At 35.9% G+C, this 15,573-nt stretch carries 17 protein-coding genes; 10 read left to right on the top strand and 7 right to left on the bottom strand.

Going from position 1 to position 15,573, the window contains the following annotated elements; translation table 11 throughout:
• Positions 1-54 precede the first annotated feature (54 nt).
• A complete protein-coding gene (locus ABC255_RS23295; protein ID WP_412997231.1) occupies positions 55-312 on the bottom strand; it encodes a hypothetical protein in 258 nt (85 codons plus the stop codon).
• 258 nt (positions 313-570) lie between these two features.
• On the opposite strand from ABC255_RS23295, the gene ABC255_RS23290 reads away from it, so the two are divergent.
• From ABC255_RS23290 to ABC255_RS23280, 3 genes are all read left to right on the top strand, one after another.
• Positions 571-1,074, top strand: a complete 504-nt coding sequence (locus ABC255_RS23290) for a prolipoprotein diacylglyceryl transferase (protein WP_412997229.1) — start codon at positions 571-573, stop codon at positions 1,072-1,074.
• Positions 1,074-2,438 carry a 4Fe-4S binding protein gene (locus ABC255_RS23285; RefSeq protein WP_412997228.1) on the top strand — a complete coding sequence of 455 codons (1,365 nt, stop codon included), beginning with the start codon at positions 1,074-1,076 and terminating at the stop codon, positions 2,436-2,438. Before ABC255_RS23290 ends, ABC255_RS23285 begins: the two co-directional genes overlap by 1 nt.
• A 206-nt stretch (positions 2,439-2,644) precedes the next feature.
• The gene (locus ABC255_RS23280; protein ID WP_412997227.1) at positions 2,645-2,992 is read left to right on the top strand and encodes a lmo0954 family membrane protein; all 348 of its coding nucleotides are present in this window, start codon (positions 2,645-2,647) and stop codon (positions 2,990-2,992) included.
• A gap of 347 nt (positions 2,993-3,339) precedes the next feature.
• On the opposite strand, the gene ABC255_RS23275 is transcribed toward ABC255_RS23280, so the two are convergent.
• Positions 3,340-3,882: an NADPH-dependent FMN reductase gene (locus ABC255_RS23275; RefSeq protein WP_412997225.1), complete on the bottom strand. Its 543-nt coding sequence runs from the start codon at positions 3,880-3,882 to the stop codon at positions 3,340-3,342.
• Positions 3,883-4,076: 194 nt separating this feature from the next.
• Here ABC255_RS23275 and trpB point away from each other — a divergent pair, with 194 nt between their 5' ends.
• The 7 genes from trpB (at position 4,077) to ABC255_RS23240 (ending at position 10,862) form a co-directional block, all read left to right on the top strand.
• Positions 4,077-5,246 carry a tryptophan synthase subunit beta gene (gene trpB / locus ABC255_RS23270; protein WP_412997224.1) on the top strand — a complete coding sequence of 390 codons (1,170 nt, stop codon included), beginning with the start codon at positions 4,077-4,079 and terminating at the stop codon, positions 5,244-5,246.
• 145 nt (positions 5,247-5,391) lie between these two features.
• Positions 5,392-7,074, top strand: a complete 1,683-nt coding sequence (locus tag ABC255_RS23265) for an ABC1 kinase family protein (RefSeq protein ID WP_412997222.1) — start codon at positions 5,392-5,394, stop codon at positions 7,072-7,074.
• Between the two features lie 133 nt (positions 7,075-7,207).
• On the top strand, positions 7,208-7,822 hold the full coding sequence (locus tag ABC255_RS23260; RefSeq protein ID WP_412997221.1) for a YitT family protein: 615 nt from the start codon (positions 7,208-7,210) through the stop codon (positions 7,820-7,822).
• Positions 7,823-8,118: 296 nt separating this feature from the next.
• The gene (locus ABC255_RS23255; RefSeq protein WP_412997219.1) at positions 8,119-8,559 is read left to right on the top strand and encodes a hypothetical protein; all 441 of its coding nucleotides are present in this window, start codon (positions 8,119-8,121) and stop codon (positions 8,557-8,559) included.
• A 19-nt stretch (positions 8,560-8,578) separates the two neighbouring features.
• Entirely contained in the window at positions 8,579-9,181 is a 603-nt protein-coding gene (locus tag ABC255_RS23250; RefSeq protein WP_412997218.1) for a hypothetical protein, read from the top strand.
• A 20-nt stretch (positions 9,182-9,201) separates the two neighbouring features.
• On the top strand, positions 9,202-9,768 hold the full coding sequence (locus ABC255_RS23245; RefSeq protein WP_412997217.1) for a polyhydroxyalkanoate biosynthesis repressor PhaR: 567 nt from the start codon (positions 9,202-9,204) through the stop codon (positions 9,766-9,768).
• A gap of 20 nt (positions 9,769-9,788) precedes the next feature.
• Complete coding sequence (locus ABC255_RS23240; RefSeq protein ID WP_412997215.1) at positions 9,789-10,862, top strand: alpha/beta fold hydrolase; 1,074 nt, start codon at positions 9,789-9,791, stop codon at positions 10,860-10,862.
• 66 nt (positions 10,863-10,928) lie between these two features.
• On the opposite strand, the gene ABC255_RS23235 is transcribed toward ABC255_RS23240, so the two are convergent.
• From ABC255_RS23235 to ABC255_RS23215, 5 genes are all read right to left on the bottom strand, one after another.
• On the bottom strand, positions 10,929-11,723 hold the full coding sequence (locus ABC255_RS23235) for an alpha/beta fold hydrolase (protein ID WP_412997213.1): 795 nt from the start codon (positions 11,721-11,723) through the stop codon (positions 10,929-10,931).
• Positions 11,724-11,910: 187 nt separating this feature from the next.
• The gene (locus tag ABC255_RS23230; RefSeq protein WP_412997212.1) at positions 11,911-12,459 is read right to left on the bottom strand and encodes a PepSY domain-containing protein; all 549 of its coding nucleotides are present in this window, start codon (positions 12,457-12,459) and stop codon (positions 11,911-11,913) included.
• A gap of 128 nt (positions 12,460-12,587) precedes the next feature.
• Positions 12,588-13,325: a PepSY domain-containing protein gene (locus ABC255_RS23225; protein ID WP_412997211.1), complete on the bottom strand. Its 738-nt coding sequence runs from the start codon at positions 13,323-13,325 to the stop codon at positions 12,588-12,590.
• Positions 13,326-13,392: 67 nt separating this feature from the next.
• Positions 13,393-14,757 (bottom strand): sensor histidine kinase, encoded by a 1,365-nt coding sequence (locus tag ABC255_RS23220; RefSeq protein ID WP_412997210.1) that lies wholly within the window; start codon positions 14,755-14,757, stop codon positions 13,393-13,395.
• On the bottom strand, positions 14,754-15,467 hold the full coding sequence (locus ABC255_RS23215; protein WP_412997208.1) for a response regulator transcription factor: 714 nt from the start codon (positions 15,465-15,467) through the stop codon (positions 14,754-14,756). The genes ABC255_RS23220 and ABC255_RS23215 overlap by 4 nt, the downstream gene beginning before the upstream one ends.
• Positions 15,468-15,573: the final 106 nt, after the last annotated feature.

Below are 15,573 nucleotides of genomic sequence, written 5' to 3'. Positions count from 1 at the left end.
AAAGGAAATATTAAGCCATTCATAACAACAATCTGAGAAGAATTAATTCACATGTTAAAAACGGTTCAACATCCTATCACTCTTCATTTCTTCTTGATGGTTTCCTTCCATCATCCCCCCATTAGTATGGCAAGCATTATACATTTCTTGTAGATCCTCTTTGGGTGAATCAGGATGCATTTTTTGCATAAAAGGTAGCATTTTTTCAAAACTATTCCCTTCTCCAGAGTCGTTCGTTCCTGCTGCCAATACAGCTGTTCCAGCTCCAAGGATTAAAGCGGAACATAAAATTCCTACTGCCCATTTTTTCATTTCTTACAACTCCTTTCTTTATTACTTTCATTTTAATTCAAAAATTTGCAGAAAAAATGCAAATATCATGTGGATTTTATGAAGTTTTGATTGTAAATATTTTTGTTTATTACAAAAGTATGAACAACTATGAAATAACGAAGTCATGCCATATTATCTCCATTAAAAATGCATAATAACTGCAAATTTACCCATTAAATTATAGTTGTAATCAAAAGAAATGTTTTATTCATAATTAACTTTTTGGAGGTGGAAAAATTGAAAAAGGGTTTTATATCTTTTTTCGTAGTAGCATTTATCTTTTCTTTTAATCTATCAGTATCTGCAGAAGAAGGACATGACGTTAAACAGTCACCAGAAAATTTTACAAATGAATCGGAGCATAGTGAAGAAGCAGATTCACATTCAGAAGAGGTGGATTCGCATTTAGAAGAGGCGGGGGCTCATGATAAAGAGGCTGAAGCTCACCCTGAAGAGGCAAATGTTCATTCAGAAGCTTCAGATGCTCATTCTGATGCTGCAAATGCTCATTCTGAAGCAGCGGATGCACACGGTGAGCAGGAAGACTCTCCCGATAAAGAAGCAAGTACCCATAATGAAGAGGAAGAAGCTCACGGAAAAACAGAAGCTGATGATCATCATGGTCCAGTAGTAGAAGCTCCGCCAAACTATAAAGTGCTAGGGTCATATGGAGCAGTGAATCTATCATTTATCTTAATAGGTATATGGAATAAATGGTTCAGAAGGAAGGGGAATAAATAATGGCAATGCCTGAGAAAAACGTAAAACCAGAAAAGGAACCTTTTGACCTCTTATCTATTCCATTGGTTAAGAAGTTTGTAAAAAGTAAATGGTATCCAGGAATCTTTCAATGGGTTGTCATCACCGTGTTTTCAATCATTGTTTTTGAGTTAGTAATGGGTACGGTGAACCCTAGTAAAAACTTTGGTACAACCATGACTTGGGTGTTATGGTGGCCAATAATACCCATTCTGTTTCTAGTGGCCGGCCGTTTCTGGTGTGCGATTTGTCCGTTCGGTAAGTTAAGTGATATCGTCCGTAAAACGATTGGCGCTAATCGCCCAATGCCTAAGTTTTTAAGAAAGTATGGAATTTGGCTAATTGATTTATTCTTTATTGCGATTACATACAGTGACCACGTATGGGGAATTGTAGAATCGCCGCGAGGATCAGGTTATTTACTTCTATTATTAGTTACAATGGTTGTTGCAACTTCTGTTTTTTATGAAAGAAGAACATTTTGTAAGACACTCTGTTTCCTTGGAGGTCTTGCTGGTAACTATGCCCGGTCTGGAGCAGTAAAAGTACAGGCAACACCTAATATATGTAAAACATGTAAAGTCCAATCATGCTATAAAGGAACTGAAAAAGTAGAAGGATGTCCAATGTTCCAATTCCCAAGAACAATGGAGTCAAGTGCAGAATGTAATATTTGTGCAAACTGCGTTAAGAACTGTCCGAATGATTCCATTAAGATTACAACCAGGATTCCTACTAAAGAATTGTGGGGCTTAAAGAATCCAAAGCTAGAGCATGCTTCCTTAGCTGCGGTTATTATGGGGATTGTGTTTGTACAGAACATTACGATGCTTGAACCATGGCAATCTATTTTAAATGCGATCGGCACTGTTACTAGAACGGATAGCTATGTTGTAAACTTTACAGTAGCTTTTATCATTGCAATGGCAATTCCTATTCTTCTATTGTTAGGTACTGCAAAGATTGCATCATTTTTTGGAATGGAAGGTACAGTGAAGAAGAACTTTACCCGTTTTGGTTATGCGATTATTCCTTTAGATTTAGCAGGTCATTTAGGTCATAATTTATTCCATATCTTTACTGAAGGAAAGGCTATCTGGTATAACTCTATTGGTTTATTTGGGGTAAAATCGAATCCTGCAAGCTTAAGCCTTGCATCCACTCCAACGGTACAAATGATTCAGTATAGCATTATTTTAGTAGGTTTAGTTGGTACAACGTATGTTGTGTACAGAATGGGCAAAAAGGAATCATTCAAAGCTATGCTGCCATATTATATCCTTATGTTTGCACTAGCGGTTGCGAATATTTATTTATTCTCACTTCCAATGAGTCACAGAGTTTAATAAGTAAGCATGAAACACATATGGATGTAAATGTATTTTTTAATTAAACTTGAATAACAACATTTTCCGTTTAAAAAGGGTCAGTCTCATTAGGAGCTGACCCTTTCTACGTCTCTAGCCCTACTTCAAAATCAAGCTCAGGCTCAATTATGTTAAACACTGTAAAAAGGTAAGATTATATCAAGAAGGCAAAGGAGGAAAACAAAATGAAAAAATTTGGATTAGTTTTAGCGGGAGGCATCTCAGCCATCATCTTACTTTCTACACTTGGTCCGATGGTGGGGTTACTGATTAGTCTTGCGATTTTATATTTCATCTACAAACAATTCTTAAAAGTAGAATCAACTGGATGGAAAATTGCGCTAGGTATTTTTGGGGTTATTTTCCTAATGGCTTCAATCTCTAATGCACCTGCCATTATCGGACTTGTGGCTGCTTACATTCTTTATCTTGTCTATAAAAACTGGAATTCCAGTAAACGAAGTGTCATTAAAGAAGAAGCAGATCCATTTGTAAATTTTGAAAAGCAATGGAATGAACTTAAAAATTATTAATCAAGGAGAGAAATAAACATGACAAATCTTTTTATGAGGATTAAGAATTAGCGGAGAGTTTCCGGTTAAATGCAGAATATAGCTAGTTTCGATGGAATTAAGGGGAGGTTTTCCGCCTATGCATAGCAAAATCTCCAATTTTCACGTTTTTTGTTTCAATAGGCGGAATCTCTCCGCCTATTGAAACCTTTTTCTATAATATTTATTTATTAAGCGGAATTTATCCGTCTATTTATAAGCTCAAGAAGGAGCTTAACCTTCCCCCAACCGATAGTGTGAAACCTTGATAAAGAATGCACCTGAAAACGGAACCCTTTATGTAAGGTATCCATGTGTTTTTGTATTTATTAGCTTTGTTTCTGAATCCAATTTATGTAGTTATCCATCACAGTATCAATGAACTGAATGGTTGGCTCATGAACCAGTCTTCCAGATTCGTCCAACTTTTCTTGTATTGCACCAATAAATACTTCATTTCCCGGAAGTGTTAGTGCAGATATTCCAGGAGAATTTAAAATCTGTCGTAAATGCATTTGCGCACGTACTGTTCCTAATACTCCAGGAGAACTGCCTACAATCATAACTGGTTTGTTCACCATGACTTTATCAACACGAGAAAACCAATCAATTGCATTTTTTAAAAAGGCTGGAATAGAGTGGTTATACTCAGGTGTAACAAACAGAACACCATCACTATCAGCTACCTTTTTCTTAATCTCCGTTACGATTTCCGGCGGTGTTAGCTCATCATCTTGATTATACATTGGAAGTTTTTCAATCGGAAGAATTTCAATTTCTGTTTTCGTTTGATAGCGATTTTGCATAAACACCGCTAATTTTTTGTTAAACGATTCCTTACGATTACTACCCACAAGTGCTACGATTTTCACGCAAATCTCTCCTTTCAATCTAAATTAATATTATCACTATGCTGAAAGTAAATCATTTGAAAAGGATTGACGCACCCAAAGAGTTTTATTTATATTACAGAAGACATTATTCGAATATTCTGTTATATTATTTTATAATAGTTAAAACCCAAATTATTAAGTCAAATAATAGTTTAAAAGGAGACGAGCTGAGGATGGAAAAGGTTAGTGTAGAAAGTAGAGGCTATTTTGGTGAGTTCGGTGGAAGTTTTGTTCCTGAAGAGTTGCAATTAGTAATGAACGAGTTGGAAACACAATTTCTAAAGTATAAAGATGACCCAGAATTTATTGAGGAGTTAAACTATTACCTCAAAGAGTATGTTGGACGTGAAAACCCGCTGACATATGCAGAAAATTTAACCAAACAAATGGGCGGAGCAAAAATCTATCTAAAACGAGAAGATTTAAACCATACTGGTGCTCACAAGATAAATAATGCAATCGGTCAAATATTATTGGCCAAAAGAATGGGTGCAAAACGAATTATTGCTGAAACGGGAGCAGGTCAGCATGGTGTAGCAACCGCTACTGCATGTGCAATGTTTGGTATAGAATGTATTATTTACATGGGAAAGCTCGATACCGAGCGTCAGGCGTTAAATGTTTTTAGGATGGAATTATTGGGGGCAAAGGTAATCCCGGTCGAGAAAGGGCAGGGCCGATTAAAGGATGCGGTCGATGAAGCCTTAGCAGACCTAGTTCAAAACTATCAGAATACCTTTTATTTATTAGGATCAGCAGTAGGTCCTCATCCATACCCGACCATGGTTAAATACTTCCAAGCTATTATAAGTGAAGAATCAAAGCGCCAAATTATAGAAAAAGAAGGTAAGCTGCCAACGGCAGTTATTGCCTGTGCAGGTGGCGGCAGTAATGCAATTGGTGCGTTTGCTCATTATATTGATGAAAAATATGTGCGTTTAATCGGCGTGGAGCCAGAAGAAGCACCGACTTTAACAAAAGGAACCCCAGCAGTCATTCATGGTTTTAAATGTTTGACGTTATTAGATGAAAATGGCAATCCCCAGCCTACCTATTCAATAGCAGCAGGATTGGATTATCCGGGTGTTGGACCAGAGCATAGCCATTTAAAAACAAGCGGAAGAGCTGAATACGTTACGGTTTCTGGGCAAGAAGCATTAGAGGCATTTTTGCAGCTAAGTAAAACGGAAGGGATTATCCCAGCATTAGAGAGTTCTCACGCAGTGGCATATGCTATAAAACTAGCAAAAGAACTACCTAAAGGTGATGTCCTGGTCGTAAATCTATCAGGTCGCGGTGACAAAGATGTAGAGCAAGTATACAATATGTTAAAAAAGGAATAGTTGTGACTAGACGTGTCGGATGACGATGCGTCTTTTTGTTATTTAAGCGAACATTTGTTGAATGAACTTGTAAATTCAAAGAAAAAATGAGAATCTTGATTCGAGGAAAATGTTATTAAAAATACTCCCAACAGGAGTGGAGCAGATGATTAAGAAAAAAATTCGTCATATTCAACGCTATCGTGATATTGTATATACTTTTACCAAGTATGGATTTGGTTTTGTAATGAAAGAATTGGGACTCCTAGATTTGTTAGCGGTACCGAAGAGAGTATTTGTCGAAGGAAATAAAACACTGAATACCAGAACAACAGGTGAAAGAATTAGAATGTTTCTCGAGGAACTAGGTCCAACTTTTGTTAAAATCGGCCAAATTGCCAGCACGAGACCGGATATTATACCTGCTGAAATCCTTCACGAGCTGGTCAAGCTTCAGGACCGTGTTTCTCTTTTTCCTTTTGATGAAGTTAAAAGAATACTCGAAGAAGAATTGGCCGATACCCTCGAAGATTCATTTGCAGAGTTTAGCGAAACTCCGTTAGCCGCTGCGTCCATTGGACAAGTTCATTCCGCTGTAATGCTTACTGGAGAACGTGTAGCTGTTAAGATTCAGCGACCTAATATTTTGAGTGTTATTGAAACGGATTTAGAAATCCTGCAGGATCTCGCAAGGTTAGCAGAAAGTAGAATAGACTGGGTTGAAAGGTATCAAATTAGAACGATTGTAGAAGAATTATCAAGATCACTTCGTGAAGAATTAGATTATGAAAATGAGGGCAGAAACGCCGAAAAGATTGCTAAACAATTCCATAATGATCCGAAAGTCCACATACCAAAGGTATATTGGGAATATACGACCAAAAAAATATTGACGATGGAATATATCGATGGAATTAAATTAAATGAAATTGAAAACCTGCACCTAGAAGGATACGATACGAAGGTAATAGGTGAAAAAGTGGTCAATGCCATTTTTCATCAAATATTAATTGATGGCTTTTTTCATGGAGATCCACATCCAGGCAATATCGTAGCACTGCCAGAGCAGGTTATTGCTTTTATGGATTTTGGTATGGTGGGGCGGGTTACTCCTGAAATGAGGGCGCATATTGCTTCCTTTGTCATTGCATTAATGCGAAAAAACACAACAGAAGTAGTGAAGGCAATAACAAGTATGGGGCTTGTACCTGATGATGTGAATGTAAAACAATTACATGCAGATGTAGATAAGCTTCGTGAAAAGTATATCGATGTTCCTTTTAGTCAGATGAGTGTTGGAACTGCTGTGAATGAGCTTTTCTCTGTTGCCTATCGCCATAATATTTTGATCCCAACCGACTTAACGATATTAGGAAAAACGTTGCTCACATTGGAAGGTACAGTCGAAAAGCTAAACCATGAAATTAGTATTTTAGCAGTTGCAGAACCATTTGGAAGACAACTGCTCATGGATCGCTTTAAGCCTAAAAATGTGGCTGAGTTTGCATGGTCAAACTTTACCGAATACGGAGATATCCTTCAAGAATTCCCAAAAACGATTAAAGATTTTACATCAGTTATGAAAAAAGGGAAGATGCAGATTGAAATAACGACACCGGAAATAGAGCCAGTCCTTAAAAGACTTAATAAGATTAGCAACAGGCTATCCTTTAGCATTGTACTGCTCTCCTTTAGTATTATATTGGTAGGTATTATTATCGGTGCTTCATTAACAGGTCAACAATCTCTCCTGTTACAAAGAATGCCAGTCATAGAAATCGGCTTTGGTATTGCCACGGCAATGTTTCTCTTACTTTTATATTCTATTTTTAAATCAGGAAGATTTTGAAATAGATCCTAATATAGACAAAATAATCATATTAAAAAGTTTCCTCTGCCTGACCGAATGGTCGGGCATGTTTCATGTTATGGGGAATATAATGAGTTATAACCTCCCAATTAAATGAACAAAGGGGCTTTACATGTATAAGGAGAGAGTTAAAAATTATGAAATAAACCAAAGAAGAGACTATTTATCAATGCCAAAAAGATTACTATTTATTTTTTGTGGTGCATTGCTTGTAGCTATAGCATTACAGTTATTTTTAATGAAGAATAATGTAATTGACGGTGGAATCGTTGGGATAAGCATTATTCTCTCCCATAGGACGAGCATTGAAGTTGGCTTCTTTCTCTTACTATTAAATACTCCATTTTTCTGTTTAGGCTATTCTTATCTTGGTAAAAGATTTATTTTATTAAGTCTATTTGCGATATTGATTCTATCATTTTGTACCCATCTTCTTGAACCATTTTCTTCTCTAACACAAAATCCCTTGATAGTGATTTTCTTTGGAGGAGGATTACTCGGTTTAGGTGTAGGGACCGTTATTCGCTTTGGGGGATCTTTAGATGGTACAGAAGTCTTAGCAATTTTATTAAGTGGACGGTCATCTTTCACAATTGGCCAAATTGTTATGTTCTTTAATTTTTTTATCTTCAGTAGCGCAATTTTTATATTTGGCTTAAAGGAAGCCGTGTTTTCTTTAGCAACTTTCTTCGTAGCCTATAAAACTATTGATTTTTCAATAAAATAATTTACAGATTTACCTAGCAGCCCATTTTAAATAGGGTTCTTTTTTTTGTTTAGTATTTTTTGATTCTTAACATTTTGTGAATGTTGATAACTATTCGTATTTTAATAAAATGAAATGTATTAAGATTTAATAAGGATATGTTTATGTTGTAATGATGGCGCTTTCATAGAAGAATGATGAAATTTGTCGAACAACGAAGGTTTACAAATGAAACATTTATTATAATAATTTGAATTATAGTAATACTCATATTTGATTAAATTAACATACTAACCGGTTAGATAAAGAGGGAGTTTATGGAATCAAAACAACAAGACCCTGTGAGTTTTTACAAAAACTTGGAAAAAGAGTGGAACAAACAAATCCATTCATCTACCAACTCCCTAACCTTTACAAAAGCTTTTGGAAAAGCAGTCGAAAATCACTTAGACCATGTAGTGATTCAACAAAAGATCATTAACAACTGGTTAACTGTATTGGATATTCCTAATAAAGACGATTTAGCTGAACTTGCCAAAAGAAAAGTAGATTGTGAGGATAAGCTGGACAATCTGGAAGAAACAACGTATATGCTAAACATTGGCATAAAAAATGGTCATTCACAGTTAAACAAACTTAATATAGCTTTACGTGAAATGCTTTGTTTTATTGAGAATGAAGTGAAGGATTTAAAGGCAATCAAAATAAAGTCGTTGAAGAATGAACTCGAAGAATTGAAGAGGTTATTTGACGACTAACCAAATGGAGGAGAAAACAATGGTTAATAGAAATGAAACAACAATTGAAAATCAAGAAAACAAGGAAAATCAGCTTTCAAGCTTTGAATTAATATGGAAAGCTGCTTATGAGGAAGTGGACGAATGGGCAGGGCGTTTAAACCGTAGTGATGAATTATTTTTAAATGCTACTAAAAAATTTGTTGAAAGTATTAAAAGAAATCAGGAAAATAGCCAAGCCATTACAGAGCAGTTTAAGAAAGAGCTTCTTGAATGGGAGAAATATGCTCGTGAAGAATTACTTATGACAACGACTACGGTACAACATTTCTTCCCAGTAAAATCTTATGAAGAGATCAATCAAGTTGTTGATGACATTCAAAATAAAACGACATCTTTATTTACCACACCAATTCGTGCTTTAACCACTGGACAAGCACTAGACAAGTATCTAGACAGTGTAGAACAATATCTCTCTTTTAGAAAGAGAAGTAGAGAGAAGTATATTGAAGGTGTAAAGAGTACAACAAATATTTTATATGAGAATCAAAAAATATTCGTGAATCTTTTTGAAAAACAAGTAAAGTCTACACTTTTACCATTTCAGCAATATATGAAGAATGCTTCGGAGTTAAAATCATAACTTTTCCTGAGGTGAACTAGATGTCAACTAAAAGGCAGTATGACCCATATGATTCATTCAAAAAGTATAGTGAAATTTGGGAAAAACAAATAAATGATTTTCTTTTTCTTTTGTCCAATAACAATGAATTTGTCAAAATGTCAAAAGTAGGGACTGACGTTCACTCCCGTTACCTTGAAGCTTTTAAAAAGAATCAAGAGGCAGTTGCAGGTGTACTCAATCTTCCAACTAAAAATGACTTGGCGAATGTTACTTCATTAACCATTCAAACGGAAGAAAAAATTGATTCCCTTGAAGAACAAATTTGGGATTTACAGGATTCATTGAAATCACAAAGCAAGGACATCGAAAGTGTTGTAGAGGTATCCAAGGAAATTATTAAACTAACTAAACAACTAAAAACAGAGTTAGTTAAAACGAAAAAGGAACTTGCAGATTCAAAGAATTTACAAAGTGAACTACAAGAGATTAAGATTGAGCTGAATAAATTAACTAATCTTAAAGAAGATATAGAGATACTTAAAGATCATATTAAAAATGATCATCAAAAAGAACCGGTCTTAACAGGTGCTGGGTCACCAAAATAATTAGCAAAGGGGGAAAAGTAGTGGCAGTAGATACACCTTTTAAGGATTTAATTCCACCGTTAGAGCTAGATTATGAAAAAGAAGTGAAACGCTGGAATCATCTTTTTCGAGTGCTTAATGAGCCTGAACCGAAAATTGGACATACTCCAAGGACTGAGGTTTGGAGAAAAAATAAATCCGTATTATGGCATTACCCAGCAAAACAAAAAAAATATGGAATCCCATTATTTTTTGTTTATTCCTTATTCAATAAACCATATATTCTTGATATTGCTCCGAAGGCAAGCGTTATTGAAGGGCTTACAAACCGTGGGTATGATGTGTATTTATTAGATTGGGGTACACCAGGTTATGAAGATAAAAATATTGGTCTGGATACTTACATCGAAAAGTATTTAAGAACCGCGGTTAAGCGTGCAATTCGTCATTCTAGTGCCGACGAGATCACAATTGTAGGTTATTGCTTAGGTGGTACTATTGCTTCTATTTATGCCTCCATTGCAGAAGAACCAATTAAAAACTTGATTGTTGCTACAGTACCTATAGATTTTACAGAATTTGCTGGTCCAGATAAGTGGATGGAGGGGTTTAGGAATGGTGATATAAATGTCGATCGCTTAATTGATGTTTATGGAAATCTTCCGTCAACCTATGTGGAAGCAATGTTTCGTGCAGTATCGGCTCCGATTTATTTTAGTAACTATACGACACTGTTGAATCGAGCCCATGATGCTAGATATGTAGATAAATGGCGCCGAATGAATAAATGGACGACTGATCAGGTCCCATTTGCAGGTGAGGCATTTAGACAATTAGCAAATAATCTTTTTAAGGAGAACAAGCTTGCTAAAGGAGAATTGATGATTGGCAAGAAACATGCAGATTTAAAAAATATCAAATCGAATCTGTTCGTTATTTCCTCATCTAATGATAATTTAGTGTTAGAACCACAAAGCCTGCCGATTATGGATTTAGTTTCTAGTGAGGATAAAACTTACAAGCTGGTTGAAGCCGGTCATGTTTCTTTAGCACTAACCGGATTGTTTGCGGTAGTGGTGGATGAATGGGCTTCCACTCGTTCAAATCCACTCTAAATTGTGGAATAAAGATTAGTACAAGATTATATAATGTTAGGGAGGGAAGGGAAGAGTTTCCTTCCCTTAACATGCTTTTTTATGTTTGTTTAAAAAGTTTCTCAGTACCTCATTAAATGCATTTTTAGCCTCGAGCTTTGCAATATGTCCTGTATTTCTAAAGATCACAAATTCGGAATGTCTAATTTGTTTGTGCATTAGTAATTGTATCCAAGCAGGGGTTACCGTATCATACTGACCACCAATGATTAAAGTTGGAACCTTTATCATTGGGAGCAGACATAGATTATTCACCTCAAGGCATGCCTTCATTGAAGGAAGATAATAGTCACGATTAGGTTGATAGAATTTATAGAAATTCTCAATGTTTTCATCAGTCCAGGAATAAAGGCAAACACGTGCAGCAATATTTTTTTGTTCCTCAAGGGAAATTGATTCTGATCTTAACTTACGGAATTTTAAAAAGAGCTGTCCGAATTGTTTTGGTGCAAAATGAAAGGTACTTACAAGCGCAAGGGACCGGCACATGTCTGGTGCTTGACGATAGATTTCTTGTGCAACCATTCCGCCCATTGATAATCCACAAATGTGGGCGCTTTCAATTCCAAGACCTTTTAATAAATTGATAATATCCAAGGCAAAGTTTATAATTGAAATTTTCTCGTCTGTAATATACTCTCCATGTCCACGTAAATCTGGGATAATCAGGTCATACTGTTGTGCAAAATCAAACTGATTGGACCAGCCTTCCTTGATTTCTCCAAGACCATGAATAAAAACCAGAGGTTCTCCAGCACCCATCCGTAAATAGGGAATTCCGAAAAAATTTTTTGAAAATTTTTCAGTTAATAACTTACCCAAATAAACTACCTCCTATGGTTGATAACAGTATTCTTTATATAGCCATAAATCGGATAGTGTAAACAGGGATAATGTTGTAATTAACATATTATATATACATTCTTTATTTATTATTACTAATAGGTGTAATTTACATATATATGGACAAAAAAGAACAATCGATTTAACGATTGTTCTCTACTTATAATTATCCATCAATCCCGCTGTCATCAGAGCCTCTGCCCTTGTCATCATCGCGGTTATCATCATCACCGTCATCATTTCGATCAACCCTGCTGTCATCATCAAACTCAACTCGTGTTATATTTCCTGTTTCAGCATCTACCCGAACGTCAGCTTCACCTTGATCCGACTGTATCTCAAATTTATATTCCAATCTGCCATGTTCCATTTCTTTTTCAACCTCAGTAACAGTTCCATTTACCTCATTGGTAGCAATTTTTGCTGCTTCTTCAACTGATATAGCCGATGTATTCGATTGAGATGTTGAAGAATTACTGCTGTCATCATCGGATTCTATCTTGTAAAATGTTTGACCGTGCTCTGTTTCTAGCTCAATTTCCTGACCTTCTTTGATTTCAGGCAAACTTTGGGTACCAAGATTAATTACTGATGATTTGTCATCTAGATGAGTGGAATCATCTGGACGAGTATCATTCTTTGAAGCCCCAACAGCAAAAGCTCCACCTAAAACGAGTAATGATGACACTACACCTATTAAAACTTTATTTTTCATTATTATTTCCTCCTTTTTTTTATTACCTTTCTACAATTTCAGTATATCCACCGAATATGAGAGTAAAAGGATAGAAACATTAGAATTTCATGAGAAAAGCTTGTTTATGAAAAATCGTTTCTTATGAACTAATCATCATCGTCATTTTTATCACTTTTATGATCATCCCAAGATACGATTACGTCACCTGTGATGGCATGTATCTGGACAGTTGCTTCACGGTCATCACTTGTTTCAATTTTGACAAAGTAAAAGGTTTGGTCACCCTGTGTATCCTGCCAAATATCATCTACCTCACCCTGGACCTGAGAAATAGCAATATTAACTGCCTCATTTTCAGTTAATGTTTTAGGTGGTTGATTGATTTCAGAAGACGATGTGGATAGGATAGCACCTGAAGCGGCGTCCACAATAATCGTTATTTGTTTGTCAGCGTCTTTCACAATCGCTTTATAGGAAGGTTTTTGATTTGTATCAACTTTCTCAAAAGAAACAAGCGATCCTTTTACTGCATTGAGTACAATTTGTTTTAGATCTTCTTCGGGGAGCTCTATATTAGAAGTAGCATCGGACGTTGGTGCTGTTGATTCCGTACTTTCATCAAAAGATAATATTTTTCCACTTTTCGCATCCAGCTTGATGACGTAAAGTTTATTCTGTTTTTGGAGTTCTATTTGATATCGCTGATCAGCTAGCTTTAGCAATGTCACCTCTCCTTGATAACGATCTTTAACAAGTTTCTCTGCTTCCTGTTCTGTTAACATGTCAGCAGATGGAGAAAGTTTACCAAATTGCGGGAAGCTAACAAAAACAATAACAATAATAATTGAGCACATGGTTACCCAAAACCAAGAAAATTTTTTCACTTATCTATCACCACCTTCGTACATTTATTTTCTTATATGAAAATGAGAAAGTGCTGAGAAATTACTATCATTTTTCAAAATTTTTACTCAGAATTGTTACGGTAGTACCAGCACCCAGTACACTATCTAAATGTATACGAACACCAATTGCATCGGCAATTTCCTTTGCAAGTGACAACCCAAGGCCAGAGCCGCCCTGTTTTCTGCTTCTTGCTTTATCTACCCGATAGAACCTGTCAAACACCTTTGGGACGTCGATTTCAGGAATACCAATTCCATGGTCTATGATTTTTATATAAACTTCATCATGGTCATTCCCAAGTTCTACCGAAATGGTTTCATCACTATATTTCCTTGCATTGTCCAGAAAAATAAACAGCAGCTGCTTGAGCTTTTTTTCATCAGTTTCAATGAATAGGGGAGTATCATTCTCCACCACAAATCTAATATCTCGATTATATGCATTTTTAAATCCTTTGATTGTTTGGGTTATTAGCTGTTTAATGTTTAACTGGTTAAGCTCAATATTCCATTGTTCATGGTGCCTGGCTAGCATTAACAGCTGTTCAGTCATTTCTTTCATACGAATTGCCTCTGAGTGAATGGCTTCTATTGATTCAGAGAATAACTTTGGCTCCTTTAAACCTCTTCTTTTTAAGAGACTCGCGTAACTTTCGATGATGGTTAAGGGGGTTTTAAGTTCATGTGAAGCATTGGACACAAATTGTTTCTGTTTATCAAAGTTGATCTCTAATAAATCAATCATATGGTTAAAGGTTTGGCCCATTTGAAAGAGTTCATCTTTTGAGTTTCCCTCAAGCTTAAGGCGCTTAAAAGCTCCGCTTTGCCTTATATCAGTCATTGTTCTGATCATGGATGTGACCGGCTTTGTAATTAGGTTACTAAGAATCCGGCTTGAAATTAATACAGGAATTAACGCAAGCAGTGTTACCATGATTAACACAAGGCGAAGGGTGGATAAATTATTCGTTGCAGTTTCCATACTCTTGGTTATCTGCAGATTGGCAATACTTCCGTCTTGCAATATGATTGGCATAGATTCAAAGCTATATAGCCGATCTTGATATTCTATCGTTTTACTGACTTCATTACTATAGAATACCGATTTCCTCTTACTTAAATCATGTGCTCCTGGGCTAGTAAATGGAGCGGAGTTATCATTGTTATCCTTCGTAACAATTTGAATCATCCCGTTTATAGGCACGTATGACCTTAAAAGGATACCTTCGGATATGGTTACTAGTGATTTTCCAATATTCTCGGATATATTTTGCATTTCATTATGTGCTGTGTTAAGTTCGCTGTCGAGGATTAACTTGCTGAATGAATAATAAACGGTAATATTGATAATCAGAAGTAATATCGCAAATAAAAATGCTGTATAAAGGTTAATCTTATTTCTCAGTTTCATTTGGAATCCTTCATCACATAACCAACACCACGAACCGTATGAATTAACGAGGGTAGATGTGGGAGGTCAATTTTTTTTCTAACATAACGAATATACACGTCAACAACATTTGTATCTCCGAAAAAATCATAACCCCATACACCCTCAAGTATTTGATCCCTGCTCAAGACCTGTCGTTTATTCACCATTAGATAGACTAGTAAGTCATATTCCCTTGGAGTCAAATCTATGGACTCTCCATTTCCTCGAATAACTTCTCTAGATTTTTGATTTATGGATAAGTCAGCAAATCGCAGTAGGTCTCCGTTTTCAATCTGAGGTTCTTGTTCTTCAGCACGTTTGATTCTTAATGCCGCACGAATTCTGGCTAGCAGCTCTTCAATTTGAAAGGGCTTTGTAATATAATCATTTGCACCCAGGTCAAGACCAGAAACTTTGTCTTCAACAGAGCTTTTTGCTGTTAAAAGGATGACAGGAGTATGGAGATCATTTTTTCTAATTCTCCGCAGAATTTCAATCCCGCTTAATCCTGGCAGCATGACATCCAGTAAAATTAAATCCCAATTACCAGTACGATAGGCTTCAAGAGCCTCAAGACCGTCGATTGCTTTCGTTACATCATATCCTTCATACTCCAGTTCAAGTTCCAATACTCGTGCAATCTTTTCTTCATCCTCAACTACCAGAATACTCCCTTTTTTTGTTGACATTTGAATTCTCCTCATTTCTATTTTCTACATTCTATTCGGCAACACAAATACAAAAACCTTTCGAACTATGGTCATTCTTATTAAAAAAGAATGTCATTCAATTTTT

Source organism: Neobacillus canaveralius (assembly GCF_047237705.1).
Classification (GTDB): domain Bacteria; phylum Bacillota; class Bacilli; order Bacillales; family Cytobacillaceae; genus Neobacillus; species Neobacillus niacini_K.
The sequence above is the reverse complement of the archived record's forward strand: the minus strand, read 5'-3'. Positions and strand labels throughout refer to the sequence as shown.